This window comes from Prevotella amnii DSM 23384 = JCM 14753, from assembly GCF_000378745.1.
Classification (GTDB): Bacteria; Bacteroidota; Bacteroidia; order Bacteroidales; family Bacteroidaceae; genus Prevotella; species Prevotella amnii.
The window spans coordinates 1-15,115 of sequence record NZ_KB905303.1; the positions used below are offsets into that span (position 1 = coordinate 1).

Annotated in this window: 8 protein-coding genes and 1 pseudogene; 6 read left to right on the plus strand and 3 right to left on the minus strand. The window is 43.5% G+C overall.

Annotation, left to right across the window (positions count from 1 at the left end; genetic code table 11):
- Positions 1 to 53 precede the first annotated feature (53 nt).
- Positions 54 to 362 carry a helix-turn-helix domain-containing protein gene (locus F596_RS0109185; protein ID WP_019036725.1) on the plus strand — a complete coding sequence of 103 codons (309 nt, stop codon included), beginning with the start codon at positions 54 to 56 and terminating at the stop codon, positions 360 to 362.
- 376 nt (positions 363 to 738) lie between these two features.
- Positions 739 to 1,692 (plus strand): Abi family protein, encoded by a 954-nt coding sequence (locus F596_RS0109190; RefSeq protein ID WP_004352710.1) that lies wholly within the window; start codon positions 739 to 741, stop codon positions 1,690 to 1,692.
- Positions 1,693 to 1,733: 41 nt separating this feature from the next.
- Here the strand turns inward: F596_RS0109190 and F596_RS0109195 are convergent, their stop codons facing one another.
- The 3 genes and pseudogenes from F596_RS0109195 to F596_RS0109205 all read right to left on the minus strand — a co-directional run bounded on the left by F596_RS0109195 (position 1,734) and on the right by F596_RS0109205 (position 11,621).
- Positions 1,734 to 7,952 (minus strand): helicase-related protein, encoded by a 6,219-nt coding sequence (locus F596_RS0109195; RefSeq protein WP_019036726.1) that lies wholly within the window; start codon positions 7,950 to 7,952, stop codon positions 1,734 to 1,736.
- A 92-nt stretch (positions 7,953 to 8,044) separates the two neighbouring features.
- Positions 8,045 to 10,199, minus strand: a pseudogene (locus F596_RS11055) (type IA DNA topoisomerase).
- Between the two features lie 21 nt (positions 10,200 to 10,220).
- Positions 10,221 to 11,621, minus strand: a complete 1,401-nt coding sequence (locus F596_RS0109205) for a DUF3945 domain-containing protein (protein ID WP_026302395.1) — start codon at positions 11,619 to 11,621, stop codon at positions 10,221 to 10,223.
- A 213-nt stretch (positions 11,622 to 11,834) separates the two neighbouring features.
- On the opposite strand from F596_RS0109205, the gene F596_RS0109215 reads away from it, so the two are divergent.
- The 4 genes from F596_RS0109215 to F596_RS11060 form a co-directional block, all read left to right on the plus strand.
- Positions 11,835 to 13,907: an outer membrane beta-barrel protein gene (locus F596_RS0109215; RefSeq protein WP_019036729.1), complete on the plus strand. Its 2,073-nt coding sequence runs from the start codon at positions 11,835 to 11,837 to the stop codon at positions 13,905 to 13,907.
- A 65-nt stretch (positions 13,908 to 13,972) separates the two neighbouring features.
- A complete protein-coding gene (locus F596_RS0109220) occupies positions 13,973 to 14,185 on the plus strand; it encodes a hypothetical protein (RefSeq protein WP_019036730.1) in 213 nt (70 codons plus the stop codon).
- 65 nt (positions 14,186 to 14,250) lie between these two features.
- Positions 14,251 to 14,649 carry a radical SAM protein gene (locus F596_RS0109225; RefSeq protein ID WP_262498013.1) on the plus strand — a complete coding sequence of 133 codons (399 nt, stop codon included), beginning with the start codon at positions 14,251 to 14,253 and terminating at the stop codon, positions 14,647 to 14,649.
- Between the two features lie 41 nt (positions 14,650 to 14,690).
- Positions 14,691 to 15,115: helix-turn-helix transcriptional regulator (locus tag F596_RS11060; RefSeq protein WP_019036731.1), on the plus strand; the 425-nt coding region annotated here is incomplete at its 3' end.

A 15,115-nucleotide genomic window follows, 5' to 3' on the forward strand; every position in this document is an offset into this window, starting at 1 on the left:
GAGCAGCGTATCTTGTCGCAAGACACAAGTGGTAACTATCAAAAAGGAGAATTATGTCATACATAGACCAAAGAACCGAAGAAACATGGCAGAAACGCTTGTTTGACAAGCTGATGACTGTTGAGAGTAAACTTGACCATCTGCTGTTTTTGCAAGAGCAATCTGTCGATACGACCATTCACCCTCCATTGAAACCCGAATACTTGGACATCATCGACGTTTCCAAGATACTCAAAGTGGAGCAGAAGACCATCTATAACTGGGTTTGGGCAGGGAAAATCCCCTTTCTCAAGGCTAACGGTCGATTGCTTTTCCTTCGGGAAGAGATAGATGAAATGGTACGGAAGCGAGATGGCTGGTAATTGATTTCCTGATTAGATTATTTTTGTTGTGTAAATGCAAGTGTTTACACAACAAAATAATTACCTTTACAAGTAAAAAGTTAGTTGCGGATTTACCGCTCACAAAGATAACAGTACTCGCTTATTTCTTTGATAAGGAATTTACCATATATTGTTTGAAACTATTGAACCGATAAAGATAGGGTTGCAGACAAAAAATATTTGTAATTTCTACATTTGATGCTACTTTTAATGGAAAATTCATCGCTTGCAATGATTTTTTTCGGCATTTTCCTTGCGCATTCAAAAAAAAGTAGTAACTTTGCAGTTAATATGACTTCCCACGCTTCTCATCAGAACAGCGCACCCGGGGAGGTCTTCGAGTTTATATACGGTTATGAGGTACGAAAAGAAGCCCATAGACACATCTGAGCAGGTTAAAAAGTTATGCGATCGAGGACTTAATATTGGAGACGAAAAACTTGCGTCCCAATATCTTTATAATATAAGTTATTATAGATTACGAGCATACACATACCCTTTTCAAAATAACGGGGAAGGTGCTAATCACGAATTTCTGAGAAAGGACATTTCTTTTCAAGATGTGATAGACCTTTATTGTTTTGATAGGCGTTTACGCTCTTTAATCTTCAATGCCATTGAAAAAATCGAGGTGGCATTAAGAACAAGAATCGCCTTAACTTATTCCGTTGATGAAAATGACGCCTTTTGGTTTCTCAATCATAAGTTATACTTTCAGCACGATAAGTTTATCGCATTGACACGCAACGAGATTATAGATGATAAACCTGTTGTAGGGGATTTAATGAAAGAGGTCAAGCGAAGTAATGAGGAATTTATAGCTCATTATTATCAAAAGTATAGCGAACCTGCTTTTCCGCCAGCGTGGATGACCTTAGAGGTTGTTTCTATGGGAACATTGAGTAAGTTGTTTTTTGCTTTGGACAAGAATAATCCTTCTAGTAAAACAATCTGCAGAGATTTGGGACTATACAATGTCGATATTTTGAAGAATTGGATGCACGGTTTATCGTCTTTACGCAATACTTGTGCCCATCATAGTCGTGTATGGAATCGCCGCTTTACAATAGCCTTGAAGTTTCCTTATAGAACGAATTATCCTTTCTTGTCAAAGCAAGAAGCTGCAACGATAAGGGACAATAAGTTGTTTGCCTACTTATCTGTAATTTTGTATTTGCAGCAAATAATCAGTCCTGATAGCTCATTTAGAAAGAGTTTGCTCACCCTATTGGACAAATCTCCCAAATTGGTAGTTTTGAAAGACATGGGCTTTCCTGAAAAATGGAGAGAATACTCTTTGTGGAAATAATATAATACGATGGTGTATCAATTATGATACACCATCGCTATTTATCTCAGTCTGGATTTTACAATATATCCCTTACTTTCTTCTTGTTTGTTTCTATTATTCATAGAACTTGAATAAATTACCCCCTCCTCTTCCTTTTTAGTATTTGGGCTATTACTACTATTTTGTCTTAAATACTCGGGTTGGTCATTTTCGTTTGATTTTTCATTTTCTTCATTTGGTTCGTTCAATGTAAGTGCAATTTTTCTGTCAAGTTCTGCTGCCTCGCCTTTGAGTGAGCGAAGCTCGTCCTCTTTCTTCCAAGAACTGTTGGCAATGTTGGTGTAAACGTCTTTGTTGGTCACGACCTTTGCCATTTCCTTCTCATGCGACTCTATCACCTTAGGGATACGCTCCAAGGCATTTACGAAGTTCTCGCAGGCAAGTTTCGGGTCTGCCGCTAACTTACCGTTATTATAAGTATAGTAGATGCTCTCCTGTCCCTTGACAAAGAAGCGGTTTATCGAGCAATCAAACAGATCCTTTGAACTGCTCTCCGTCTTGACCATGATGGAAAAGCCGTAAACCTCGCCAATCTTGTTGTACTCGCTCTTGGTACGAGCCTTTTCCTCTATCTCATGCAGACGGGCGGCGATGACCTTTATGTCGGTACTGTCTTCCACGCCCTTTACGACCAGTTTGTTGATGGGATTGCCCTCTGCATCACGTTCCACGCGCTTCTCAAAGCACACCAAGTCTTCCTTCGCTTCCTTAATCTTGTCTGAATGGAAAGACACGGAGCTGTCAATCTCTGCCAATTTTCCCGTTGCGGCATCACGCTCACGGAGGAAGTTCTTACGCTCGGATTCCAGCGTGGCAATCTTCTTGTCGAGTTTGGCTTTCTCTAACAAGTCCGTATTACCAGATAGCACGGCAACATACTCTGAAAAGTTCATACCGCTATCCTCGTCCATCGATCCCTCGTCAATGGTACGACTACCGAGCGTATTGGTCTTCAACTGATTGATAAACAATTGCTTGTTATGCAGAAGGTTGAACTTGTAGCTGTCAAGTGACCGTTCCACGGCATAGATAATCACATCGACCTTGTTGTCTGCAAACTCCTTGGCGATAAGGTTTCCCTTACGCACGGCACGCCCGTTGCGCTGCTCCAAGTCCGATGGTCGCCAAGGTGTGTCCAAATGATGGATAGCCACGGCACGCTGCTGTGCATTCACACCGGTACCCAACATGGACGTAGAACCGAAGATAATGCGGATGTCTCCACGATTCATCGCTTCTACCATCGCTTTTTTGGCTTTCTCGTTCTTGCACTCCTGAATAAAGCGTATCTCGTAAGACGGGATATGATAATCTTCTACCAATTTACGCTTCACCTCAGAATAGATATTGAAGTCCCCACCGGGCTTGTAAGTACCCAAGTCAGAGAACACAAACTGCGTACCCTTCTGTGCATCATACTTCTGATAGTAGTCATTAAGTAGCTTTGCACAATGGCTTGCCTTGTTGTCAATATGATCCGAGTACCCGTTTTCGTCTATCATGCGTAGATCCAAGCTCATTTTGCGGGCGTAATCAGTTGCAATCAGCATCTTTGCCTTTTCCTCACTCTCGCTCAACGGCGCACGCCCCAAAAGCGTGGCATCACCGTTTTTGGCAAACTCCATCAACTTGCCGATAAACTCCTCCTGTTCAGGTGTCGGCGGAATGTTATGGAGTATCTCGTTTTTTTCGGGACGATCGATGCCTATATCCTTTGCTGTGCGGAAATCGCAAATCTCCGCATAGAACAAGGCAAGTTCAGGCACTTTAATAAAGGTTCTGAAGCGTTCCTTCTGAATAATCTCATTGGTGATGGAAAACTCATAGTCAGTGGACTTCTTGGCAAAGACCGCAGCCCATGCGTCGAAACTGTTAATGCCCTGCTTCTCCAAGGCTTGCGGGCGCAAGTATTTGAAGAGCAAATATAATTCTGTTAGCGAATTACTGATAGTAGTTCCCGAAAGAAAAGTTGCTCCCAAGTCCTTGCCTGACCGCTCCTGTATGGTGCGAATGGCAAAGAGCATATTGAGCGCACGCTGTGAGCCATCCGGATTGCCCAAGCCCGACACTCTGTCGTGGCGAGTATTGAACATCAAGTTCTTGAACTGATGGCTCTCATCGACAAAAAGGTGGTCAATACCCATCATCTTAAAATCCACGGCATCGTCCTTGCGCTCGGCAATGCTGTCTTGAATGCCCTGCAACTTGGCTTCCAAGGTCTGCTTACGTTTCTCCAAACCTTTGAGCATGGCACGGGAAATGTCCGCTCCCTGCATACGGAGCACTTCAAGATTTTCTTCTACAGAATCTTTTTCTTTCTGCAAAATCGCTTCTTGTATCTCCAATGCTTGCGGTATCATGCCGAACTGCTCATGCGTGAGGATAATGCAGTCCCAATCATTATTCTTGATGTCATTGAAGATGCGTTGGCGATTCTGCTTGCTGAAGTCATTCTTTCCCGGATAGAGTATCTTGGCATTGGGATAAGCCTTGCGAAAAGTGTCGGCAATATCGAATACATTTGCTTTGAGTCCAATAATCATCGGTTTGTTAGCCAATCCCAACCGCTTCATCTCGTAGGCTGCTGTACACATGATAAGCGTCTTACCTGCACCGACCTCGTGGTCGCAGATACCACCTCCATTGGTCTTCAGCATCCACACGGCATCTTTCTGACTCTTATAAAGGTCTTGTATGCCCAATCTTTTAAGGTCGAGGTCGGGAAACGACTGATGCGTACCGTCGAAGTTGGGACGCACAAAGCAGTTAAAAAGGCGGTTGTAACGGTCAGAGAGCTGCTCCTTGAACGTGTCGGGTGTCCGTCCGAGCCAATCTACAAAGCCTTGTCTGATTTCCTCAATCTTGGCATTTGCCATCTGTATGGCATGACCGTCACGAACCTTAATCGTCTTCTCATTACCCTCCGCATCAAGTATGGTCTTGCTTTTGTTAATGTCAGGAATGGTATTGTGAAGTGCGTGCTTCAATAAATTGAGTCCGTCATAGCGTCTAAACTCACCTTGTACAGCATATTTGTGCCAGATATTACCGTTCTTTTGGTCGCAGCCAATGGCATACTCGTCCATATTAGAATGATAACTCACCCTGATGTCCGTCTCGAAGAACTCCGAGGCGAACTTGCCATAGACTTTCGCGGGTATCCAGCGTTCACCGAGGTTGAAATCCAAATCAGCAAAGGGAATGGGCGTGGGAGTGGCGGCACGCAGGGCAGTCAGACTCTGTTTCGCTTCCTCATGCTCCGGATGATCCAAGAGCCACGACTCGATACGCTCCGCCTTTTCAATCACATTGCCAGAAATAAACTTGTCGGCTACCTCATAGCTGTCCTCTTCGGGATTGTAGAAGATGCGTCCTTCCAAAGCAGAAAGCATATCGCTCTCTTCCATATCGGGAAGCAAAGAACTCATATAGTCAAGCTCCACCGTGCCGTATTTGTTGAGTGATGCGCCCAATGCCTCCATCGGGTCTGAAGCTATGGACAGTTCGGAGGTGGAAAAAGCCGTCGGGTGGTCGAAGATGTCCGCCTTGATGTACTTGCCGTTCTCGGAGCGTTCCAAGAACAGCATTTCCACTCCGGTGGCATCCATCTTGATGACATCGGTGTTTGTCTTCTGGTTGAAGTACCCCCAACGACCTACATAGCCGTCATAAAGCCGATTGAGTTTCTCACGCTCTTCCTTGTCCTCCGCTTGGTTGTTCGCCTCATAATCATAGAGTCGGTGATAACTCTCCCTAATCTCAATATATGCTTTCAGCCGTGAGAGCTGAGCAAAGGGTAAGTCCATCGGGTTGAAGGTAGGATGTCGTTTCAAGTCAGACAGGAAACCTACCTGCCCATTCTGTACGACTATCGAGCCGTCACGCAAATGTGAGTCGGGAGAAGAAAGGAACGGACGCGGTGAAGCATCAAACTCTTTCTTAACCTCTGCTATGGGCTGTGGCTTGCGAGGTTCGGCTTCCTCCATAAAGTCAAAGAGCGAGGGCTCTCTGACGGGAGCAGATGCAGTTTTCTTGCTTCTGCGGGAACTGCTTGGCGTGCTTCTTGCCGGCTTGGGTTGCCTGCTCGCAGAAAGTGGTTGGTTATCGCTGACCTTCTTTTGTTGAGCAGCCTCTTTGATTTCATTATTTACACGGGCTACATCTTGTGTCCAAAGACTATATTCCTCTGGGGCAAACAAGAACTGTTCCATGGCTTCTGTCTCTATGGTGCTATCCATAATCGGATGATGGTCTTCATCAAAGAATACCGTCTGACCGTTCATCTCGCGTGGGGCTTCCACGTCTGTGCGAATTTCACGGCTTTCTTGTTCGTATTGTCTTTGAAGGGTAATTACGGGGACACCTTCTGGGGCTGGTTCGGTTTCAGGCTCTGTATGTAAAACTGGCGCAGCTTCTTCGACTTTCAAAACCTCCTCGACTTGTTCTACCATTGCTTGTGGTTGATTGTCTTCCTGTACAGGTTTCTGCACTTCCTGACGGCTTTCATCCTTGATTTCCTCAATGATGGGTTCTTTAGTGTATTGTTCTCTGACAATCTCTTCCAGTTCCGCAATCTCGTGCAACTTTGTGGGTTTGAAGTATAAGTCCCGCTCAATACCCAAGCCTTTGACCTTTACTTCCTCCATTTCTTTAAGGGACATATACCCAAGTTCCCAGCCGTAGCCCATCGTTACGGCACCAAAACCGATGCGTTCTTTGGGGTCGTATTCCAGCATATAAGCGGTATAGGCTCCCATAGGAAAGAAATAGCGAGCGTATGCCGTGCGGTCGCCAATGAGCTGTTTTTCCGTTGCATAGAGCTTGGGAAGTTGCTTCTTGGTGCTGTCGGGCATCAAATTGTAGGTATTTTCTTCTTCTTTTTCATCTTCCTTGTCCTCTTTCTTTTCCTCCTTATCCTTGATTTCCTGTTCTTGAGGTATTCCTTCCGTTTTTATGTTTTCTTGTACTTTTTGCACCATCTTGTCCATGTGTACCTGCCATTCCTCCTCGGTCATGGGTATGCCGGTTTCATAGAGTTTACGATCGAAACGCTGCTCTACTTCCAAAGAGAGTTGTGTGCGCAGGCTGTCAGCCATATCCTCGATACTGCCGTCAAACGTATATTCCCAAGCAGGCTTACCGTAAGGGTCTGTACCCATTTGTCTGTCTATGGCAATCGTACGGTGGGAAATATCCTTCCATTCGCCCTCGAAGAGGGAGTTATGATTGAACGCAATAGAGAAGCCGTCGCCTTTTGGGACAGAGGCGGTTTGTACAAACTGCTGTTCAATGCCCTCACCAATTTCTTTACCCGACTGCTTTTGCAGGACAATCAGGTCGCTGCCTACATCCGTACCTGCATTCTCGGAGAACATACCCGAAGGCAAACGGATAGCGGAGATAAGTCGGCTGTTCTGCATGAGGTAACGGCGGATGGCTTCATTCTTGGGGCTGTCCAATACGCCCTGCGAGGTAATAAATGCAAGAAGTCCGCCTTCTTTGATAGTGTCCAGCCCTTTCACAAAGAAATAATTGTGAATGGTTCTGGTGGATTCCCGTTTAAGGATGTTCTCTCCCTTGCTATAGCTACGGTCATAGACCATAAAGTCGCCAAAGGGAATGTTGCTGGTGATAAGGTCGTACTTGTCCTTTTCTTCCAGTTCCCCAATGGCTTCAAAGGGTTCTTGGCGGACAATGATATTGCCTTTCCCATAAGGATGAATGGCTTGTGAGATACGGGCAGTGAGCAAATCTTTTTCCATTGCATCGACCATACCAGTCCTTTTAGCAAAAGTCTCGGTAAAGGCTCCCATGCCTGCCGAAGGGTCCAAGCAGCGACGTATGGGTACATCTACAGAAGTAAGCGCATCGGAAATGGCGGCAACGATACGGGTATCGGTATAGAAGGAGGTCAGTACGCTTGCCTTGATGCTCTCCCAGTACCGCTTGGCGGTATTGGCATCGACGGCATCACGGTAAATCATCTGTTTGAGCCTTTGGGTAGGCTCGAAAAGTTGTTGCTCCGATTGGCTCCAATAGCGGAGGTCATCGGGACTGTCACATCGATTCAGCACGCATTTCAAGCCACCGAAGCCCTGATAGCCACGCAATATGCCTTTTTCTGCTTCGGTGGCTTCGCGGTGTTCTTTTTCCAAGCGAAGCACAACACGGATGGCTTCAGTGTTGGCTTCAAGGACGTTTTTCTTATTGTATGCCATAGTTTTTTCTTTTTAATTAAGGAGGAAAAAGGTCGGAAGATCACAGTATATCACCTTCCGACCTGTTCTGTTCCGCTTTGTTTCTATAGAGATTATCTCCCTCGTTGTTTTCCTTTCCTGTTTTCAAATTCAAAAGATGTGGTGTAATCTTCATTAAGGACAAGACGAGCATTGAACTGCTTTCCTGCCTTACTCGTCAAGCCTTTAAGGACAGGCGTACGACCGGAACTTATCAAGTCACGGACATTATTTTCAGAGAGAAGTATGCCGCAGATTTCACGGAAGATGCGGAAATCACAGCTCTCATGTCTGCATTTGGCTACCTTGGCATAGATGCCGACACTCTGCTGTCCGCATTTTGGACAACGGTATACAGGATAGGACTTCTGTTTTGGAGCCAGCGAGAGCAGTTCCTCACAAATGGTGCCAACGTAGGAGTTGATGCCTTGTGAAAACTTATCTGCAGGCATTTTTCCCGCCTCGATGGCAGCAAGGGCAAGTTCCCAACTTCTTGTCATCTCTGCATTGGCAATCTTCTTGTCCTTGACAATCTCATAGACTGCCAAGCCTTTTTCGGTGGGAATGATGGCTTTCTTGTCCCTTCGGATATAGTCACGCAGGATAAGTGTCTCGATGATGTTGGCTCGGGTGGCAGGTGTACCGATGCCGCATTCTGCCATTGCTCTTTTACTTTCTGCATCTGCGACCTCTTTCCCTGCGTTTTGCGTTCTGCGAAATCTGGCTGCACTCGGCATATCCGAACAAGTTCGTTTCTGCTCTCGTTGGCACGGATTTTCCATTGCGGAAAGCAAAGTGGCTTCTGTATAGAGCGGCTTTGGCTTGGTCTTGTACTCGGTAATCTCTGAAGAAAGCAGTGGTAATAGCTCGTTTTCTGTCAAATTGGGCAACACGGACAAGGTCTGTTCTTCATCCTCCTTGCCTTTTTCATCGTTCGTGCCAATTCCTTGCTGCACGGCTTTCCAGCCCAAGGAGATACTTCGGCACGCCTTCCAAATGAAGGTGTTTGTACCGTCGGTCAGTTCCACCTGCATACGCTCCTCCTCTGAATCGGGAGAAAAGGCTTCGATGAAACGATGGACTACCATTTGGTAGATGGTCGTTTCGTCTGCCGATAGTCCTGATGGAGTTTCACCCGTAGGGATGATGGCGTGGTGGTCGGTTACCTTGTCGTTGTCCACCGAGTGGCGATTAAGTGGGAAAGATAATCCTTGTCCTATCTTGCCGAGCAAGGCGGGTACTTCCTCGAAAACATCTTCGCTGATGTATCGACTGCCTGTGCGGGGATAGGTCGTGATTTTCTTCTCATAGAGGCTCTGCGCTATTGAGAGGGTCTTATCTGCTGAAAAGCCGTGCTTTCGGTTGGCTTCCTTCTGTAGGGCAGTGAGGTCGTACAAGAGGGGGTGGCGACGTATGTCCCACCTTTTTTGCGACCGAAGTCATGGTAAGCCGGCTCTGTTCGCGAAGTATGGCGAGAGCGGACTGTGCATCGGCTTCATTGTCAAATGCACTACTGCTCACGGCTTTCAGCGATATGCCCTCTTTCTCTCCTGCTACGGAGAGTTTCCAATAGGGGACGGAAGAAAAATCACGATTTTCTATATACCGACGGCAGACCATAGCAAGGGTTGGGGTCTGTACCCGTCCCAAAGAGTAACCGCCTTTGCGTGCAATGGACAGGGCACGGCTGGCATTGATGCCCACAAGCCAGTCGGCTTCGCTTCTTGCCTTGGCGGAGTGATAGAGATTGTCATATGCACTTCCCGCTTTGAGATGGGCAAGTCCTTCACGGATGGCTTTGTCCGTGAGCGAGGAAATCCAAAGTCTGTCAAAAGGCTTATGGCAGTTCAAGTGCTGATAGATATAGCGGAAGATAAGTTCACCTTCACGCCCGGCATCGGTGGCTACGATGATGCGGCCGGCTCTGTCGAAACAACCTCGAATAGCTTTGAGCTGTTTGAGTGCTGCGGGGTCTGATGTGTACTCCTTATCCTTGCGTACTTGACGAACGATAAGTTGGAAGGGATTGGGACGGATGGGCAGGTCTTCGGCTTTATAGGCTGCAAAACCGTAGGCTTCGGGCATGGCAAGGGTGATGAGATGTCCCATCGCCCATGTAACCACATAACCGTTACCTTCTAAATATCCGTCCTGTCTGTTGTTTGCTCCAACGATGTGGGCAATGTCTCTTGCCACCGATGGCTTTTCGGCAATAATACAAGTAATCATAGTCGGGTTTGGTTTTAAGGGTTACATCTTACGTCCGCGGCGTTGCTGTTTCTTTTCGTCCTGCTTCTGCTTTTGGGCATCAGTGGGCTGTGTCTGCCCGGACTTTAACGGCTCGTTCACGTTCTTGGTGGCTTCGTTGGTCTTGCCTTGATTGTTCACGGCAATCTGTGTTTTGTGTTCTTCGGCTACGGCTACCACCTTTTCCTTGCCGGTCTCCTGCTTCTTGTCAGGATTCCACTTGTAAAAGCGGGGGCGGTTCTGTTCCTTGTCCATCTTGACGTAGGCATTGAAGGATTGCCCTTCCTTGTCCACCATATTCTTCAGATAGAGCGTGCGACCGCTGTCCAAGGCTTCACGCTGTTTTTCGCTCAGTTCCAAACCGCAGAGTTTATGTGGTGCGCCTTGTTGCTGCGTGTGCTGCTGTCGCTCTTTCAATCCTTGCTTGCCATCGAAGATAAACTCGATGCCTTTCTTCTCGGCATTGACTTGCAGGGTGGCATCAAAGGACTTACCGCTCTTGGCGGTCATTCCTTCCACTTTCACAGCTTTGCCTTCTACAAGGTCTTTATACTGTGCATCGGAAAGCGTAACGCCTTTGATTTCCTTTGGGATAGCCACACGGTCGGCACGAAGGGCGATGAGTTCGTTGGTCTGTGGGTCAATAGAGACATAGGCAGCAAATGGCTCTCTATTCTTGGGCGTAATCTCAATGGTCTTGCCAAGATTGCCCGTTACAAGGAGTTGTTCTTTCTCTTCGGGCGAGAACTTGTGTCCCATATAAGGGAAATCGAGCTGTGGCTCTTTGCGGAGTGGATGAACTGCCAAACCGATGTTGCCATCGCTATCGGTACGAAATGCCAAACGGGCATCGGTGTAGATGGTGGTGTCACCAAAAGGTATGGCAATCGTTATAAGATTGCTCTTCTGCCAGTTGAGCATTTTTGCCAACTCTCCGCTTTGTTCCAACCGCTCACGGGTAAGTCCAAGGCTGTCAAGTTGCTTCCAATCAATCTTCGATTCGTCAATGGCAGTGGCATTCTTCTGCTTGGGCAGAAAGTCCTCAAAGCGCACCTGACTGTCTGCCAACTGCTGCTTGTTCTCTGGCTTCTCTCGATTTTGCAGCATCGAGTGTAGTGATGCCACGCCTTGCTCCACATTGTTAGCCACTACCTTGTAGAGCCCAAACCGAGTTGGCTCGTTGAACTGTTTGAGGAAATTGGTCATGAAGTTTTTCAGCAAGCCGTCCTTGTTGTTGAACTTCAAGAAGGCCGCTTGATGCACATCTTGGGCTTCCGTGGTTTGGAGTTTGCCTTTGTCATCAATACCTGAAACTACTGAGAGCTTTCCTGCTTCATTCTCGCTCTTCACTTCCGTGCGGTCTTCCAATACCAGAACATAGTTGTCATTGTTGTTCGATTCCATAATCATTTGTTATTGAGTGAATAAATTGTTATCAAGCAGCAAAGTTACACGTATAATAGAAGTAAATTTTGATATCGGGACATCACGAGAAAAACAAGGAAATAAAAAGAAAGAAAAAAGTTATATAAAAATTTGGAAGTTTGATTTTAATTATTTACATTTGCGACCAATAATAATAGTATTTGTAACCAAACAACTCAAATCCATGAACCTATGAATATGAAAAAGAGTTCTACATTTTTTATTATGTTACTATTAGCACTGTCTGCACATGCACAAATTGACAATGGCTCATTAATGGTGGACAGCATTATCCGCACATTGCCCGAAGTGATGGTTAAAGGTCAACGCCCAATTGTGAAGACAGATGGGACAAAACTAATCTATAATATCTCTAAGTTAATCGAAAATAAAGGCATTGACAATGCATACGACGCAATTAGGTTGCTACCAGCCGTAAATGATCATAATGGTGTGTTATCCCTCTCAGGCAAGAGCGTGACAGTCATGTTGAATGGGAAAAAATTAACGATAGATGCCGATCAGTTAAACACACTGCTCAAGTCTATCCCTGCCGATCAGATTAAGTCTACAGAAGTAATATATACGGCTCCGGCAAAATACTTGGTGAGAGGGGCTGTCATAAATATTTTACTTAATCATGCTCATAACAATATACAAGGTAATATAATAACTTCATATAATCAAAGCCATTATGCAAAATTTAATGATCAAATAGTATTAAATTACAACAAAGGTAAGTTTTCGGCTAATTTAATCTATAAATTTGATAAAGGCAAGAGATTCTCCAAGGAAAGAGAAGAGGCAATCCATCAATTAAGTGACGGAAATATTTATAACATCAACACAAAATCGTCATTGTTAAGCAAATATACAGAAAACTCAATACGATTTGGCATTGACTATAATTGGAGCGACTATCATTACTTATCTTTTGCCTATAATGGAAATTTCAAGAGATTAAATGGAGAAAATAACATTTCAGGAAATATAGAGTCAAAAATATTCAACAAGACAGAAAGCACACTGCATAATTTCAGTTTAAGCTATGCCCTGCCTTGCGGTCTAAGCCTTGCCACTGAATATACATATTACAATTTACCATCAAGTCAGTTGTTAAATAGTACCTTGCCTAATCGTATCCTCAACTTTTCAAGTGAAGAAAGACAAAAAATAAATCGTGTGGAGTTTGATGTTGTGAAAAATAACCAATTATCAGAGGCTCTTTCACTAAACTTTGGTGCATATTACACATTGAGTAGAGATCACAGTAATCAATATTACTCCTCCACTGGAAATAATACAGAAAACTTCCCTGTGAATGATTCTTTCCTTGCTAACGAGGATATAGTGAATATTTTTGTGGGCACAGATTACAATATATCTAAAATGTTTACAATAAATTTATCCTTAGCGGCAGAGTATTATCATAATCCAAGTTGGAATAAATGGTGTATGTATCCTTCTGTTATAATGACGTATGCTCCCAAAAGTCCTCATTTTGTTCAATTGGGTTTTAGCAGTCAAAGTGTATTCCCTAATTATTGGGAGGTTAAGAATTTTACCGACTATACTAATGGTGGGTATGATCTCATAGTAGGCAATCCTGCTCTAAAACCTTCAAGAGAATATAACATTAACTTATTGTACCTCTTTCGTAAAAAATACAATCTTAATGTTTGGTATAATTATGTTGACGACTATTTTAAGCAGATTCCTTATCAAATGCCTGATGAGTTAAAAGTAATATATAAAAGCCTAAATTTTAATTATCAACAACAGTTGGGCTTCCAATTATCAGCACCTTTAAATATAGGGACTAAATATTCCTCAAATTTTGACATTATGATAGCTTGGCAAAAAGAAAAATGCACCCAATTTTATGATATACCATTTAATCGTAATAAACTATGGGCGCGATTCAATCTAAGAAATACATTTATTGTTATTCCGAATAAGTTATTTGTCAATTTAAATGGAGTAATACGGACGAAAGCAATACAAGCCATATATGATTTGCCGGCTTCTGGCAGTGTAGATGCAAATGTTGTTTATCAGTTCTGGCAAAAGAAATGTATGTTAAAGATATATTGCAATGATATTTTCGAAACTTCGTCCATTAATCCGGAGATACATTATAGAAACCAAAAATTGAAAATGGATTTTACTGCATTTAGAAATTGGGGTATCACATTTTCCTATAAATTTGGTAGCTTTACCCATAAGGATTATGACGAGGTTGATACTTCACGATTTAAGAAATAAAAGATAAAGTCCACAAATAACCAAAGACTTAAAACTTATGGTTTGGTATTTATAAATAAATTATTATGAGTAAGCAATTTAGATTATCGCTTGACGAAACTGCAAAGCTCCTTGGAAGTTCAAATTGCAGTTTAGGTAACAGCACGCTTGACAAATGCTTAAGCAGTATGAGAGGTGGAGGTCATGGTAAACCAACTAATTCACCTACTAATCATCTTAAGGCTCATGGAGATGTTTCATGGGACAAATACAGCAGTGTAACAAATATGTTGTTGTAATTTCTTCTTTCAACATAGTATTGTAATTCAATACTATGTTGGAAAAATTCTTCAAGCTAAACGTTATGATAATAAATTCTGTATTATTAAAAATAACTAACAGGTGTAATCTTAATTGCAAGTATTGCTACATGTATAACTTGGAAGATAAATCTTTCAAAACTTTGCTTGGTATTATGCCTGAGGAAGTGGCAATCTTGTCTATAAATAAATTCTATGAACATTGTATAGAAAATAATATAAAAGAGTTCTTATTTGTGTTTCATGGAGGAGAACCACTTATGCAGAAAAAAGAATTCTTTATAAAGTTTGTAAATTATGCCCATGAAGTCTTTGATTCTAATGTCATTGTTTATTTTGCAATTCAATCAAATGGAACTTTATTAAATGCTGATATAGCAAAATTATTTGCTGATTTGAAAATACAAATAGGTGTTATTATATTGATGCGCCTGAAAAACTGAAAAGTGATAGTTTACGCTCTTGGCTGATTGATAGTTACAGTGTGCTTAACCAAGTGCAAGCTGATAAAAAGCTGGAAGGGCGAATACTTTTCGAGGATATTCCTTCGGGACATGAATGGCTAACCAATATCATGCAGGCTATGCGAGAAGAAAAGGTGCTTTACATCACTTATCAAGGATTTGGTAAACCTATAGAGAATAGTTTTGAGATAGAGCCTTATTATCTGAAAGTGATTAACCGTAGATGGTATGTGCTGGCTCGTAGTCCTTATTACTCTGAACGCAACCAAAGGCAAAACAAAGAGGATGGTGGCAACCGCCCTGCTGACGACTATCGACTTTATGCCCTCGATAGAGTGCTTGATATGGCGCTAACCGACAAGCACTTTAAGATGAAGAAAAGTTTCGATATTGAGGAATATTTTGAGGGTTGTTATGGCATTATAGCCAACAAGAATATCCCCAT

Coding starts and splice junctions, on each gene's coding strand:
- F596_RS0109190 (WP_004352710.1), top strand. CDS start 739: ATGAGGTACGAAAAGAAGCCCATAGACACATCTGAGCAGGTTAAAAAG.
- F596_RS0109225 (WP_262498013.1), top strand. CDS start 14,251: ATGATAATAAATTCTGTATTATTAAAAATAACTAACAGGTGTAATCTT.
- F596_RS0109205 (WP_026302395.1), bottom strand. CDS start 11,621: ATGGAATCGAACAACAATGACAACTATGTTCTGGTATTGGAAGACCGC.
- F596_RS0109195 (WP_019036726.1), bottom strand. CDS start 7,952: ATGGCATACAATAAGAAAAACGTCCTTGAAGCCAACACTGAAGCCATC.
- F596_RS0109185 (WP_019036725.1), top strand. CDS start 54: ATGTCATACATAGACCAAAGAACCGAAGAAACATGGCAGAAACGCTTG.
- F596_RS0109215 (WP_019036729.1), top strand. CDS start 11,835: ATGAATATGAAAAAGAGTTCTACATTTTTTATTATGTTACTATTAGCA.
- F596_RS0109220 (WP_019036730.1), top strand. CDS start 13,973: ATGAGTAAGCAATTTAGATTATCGCTTGACGAAACTGCAAAGCTCCTT.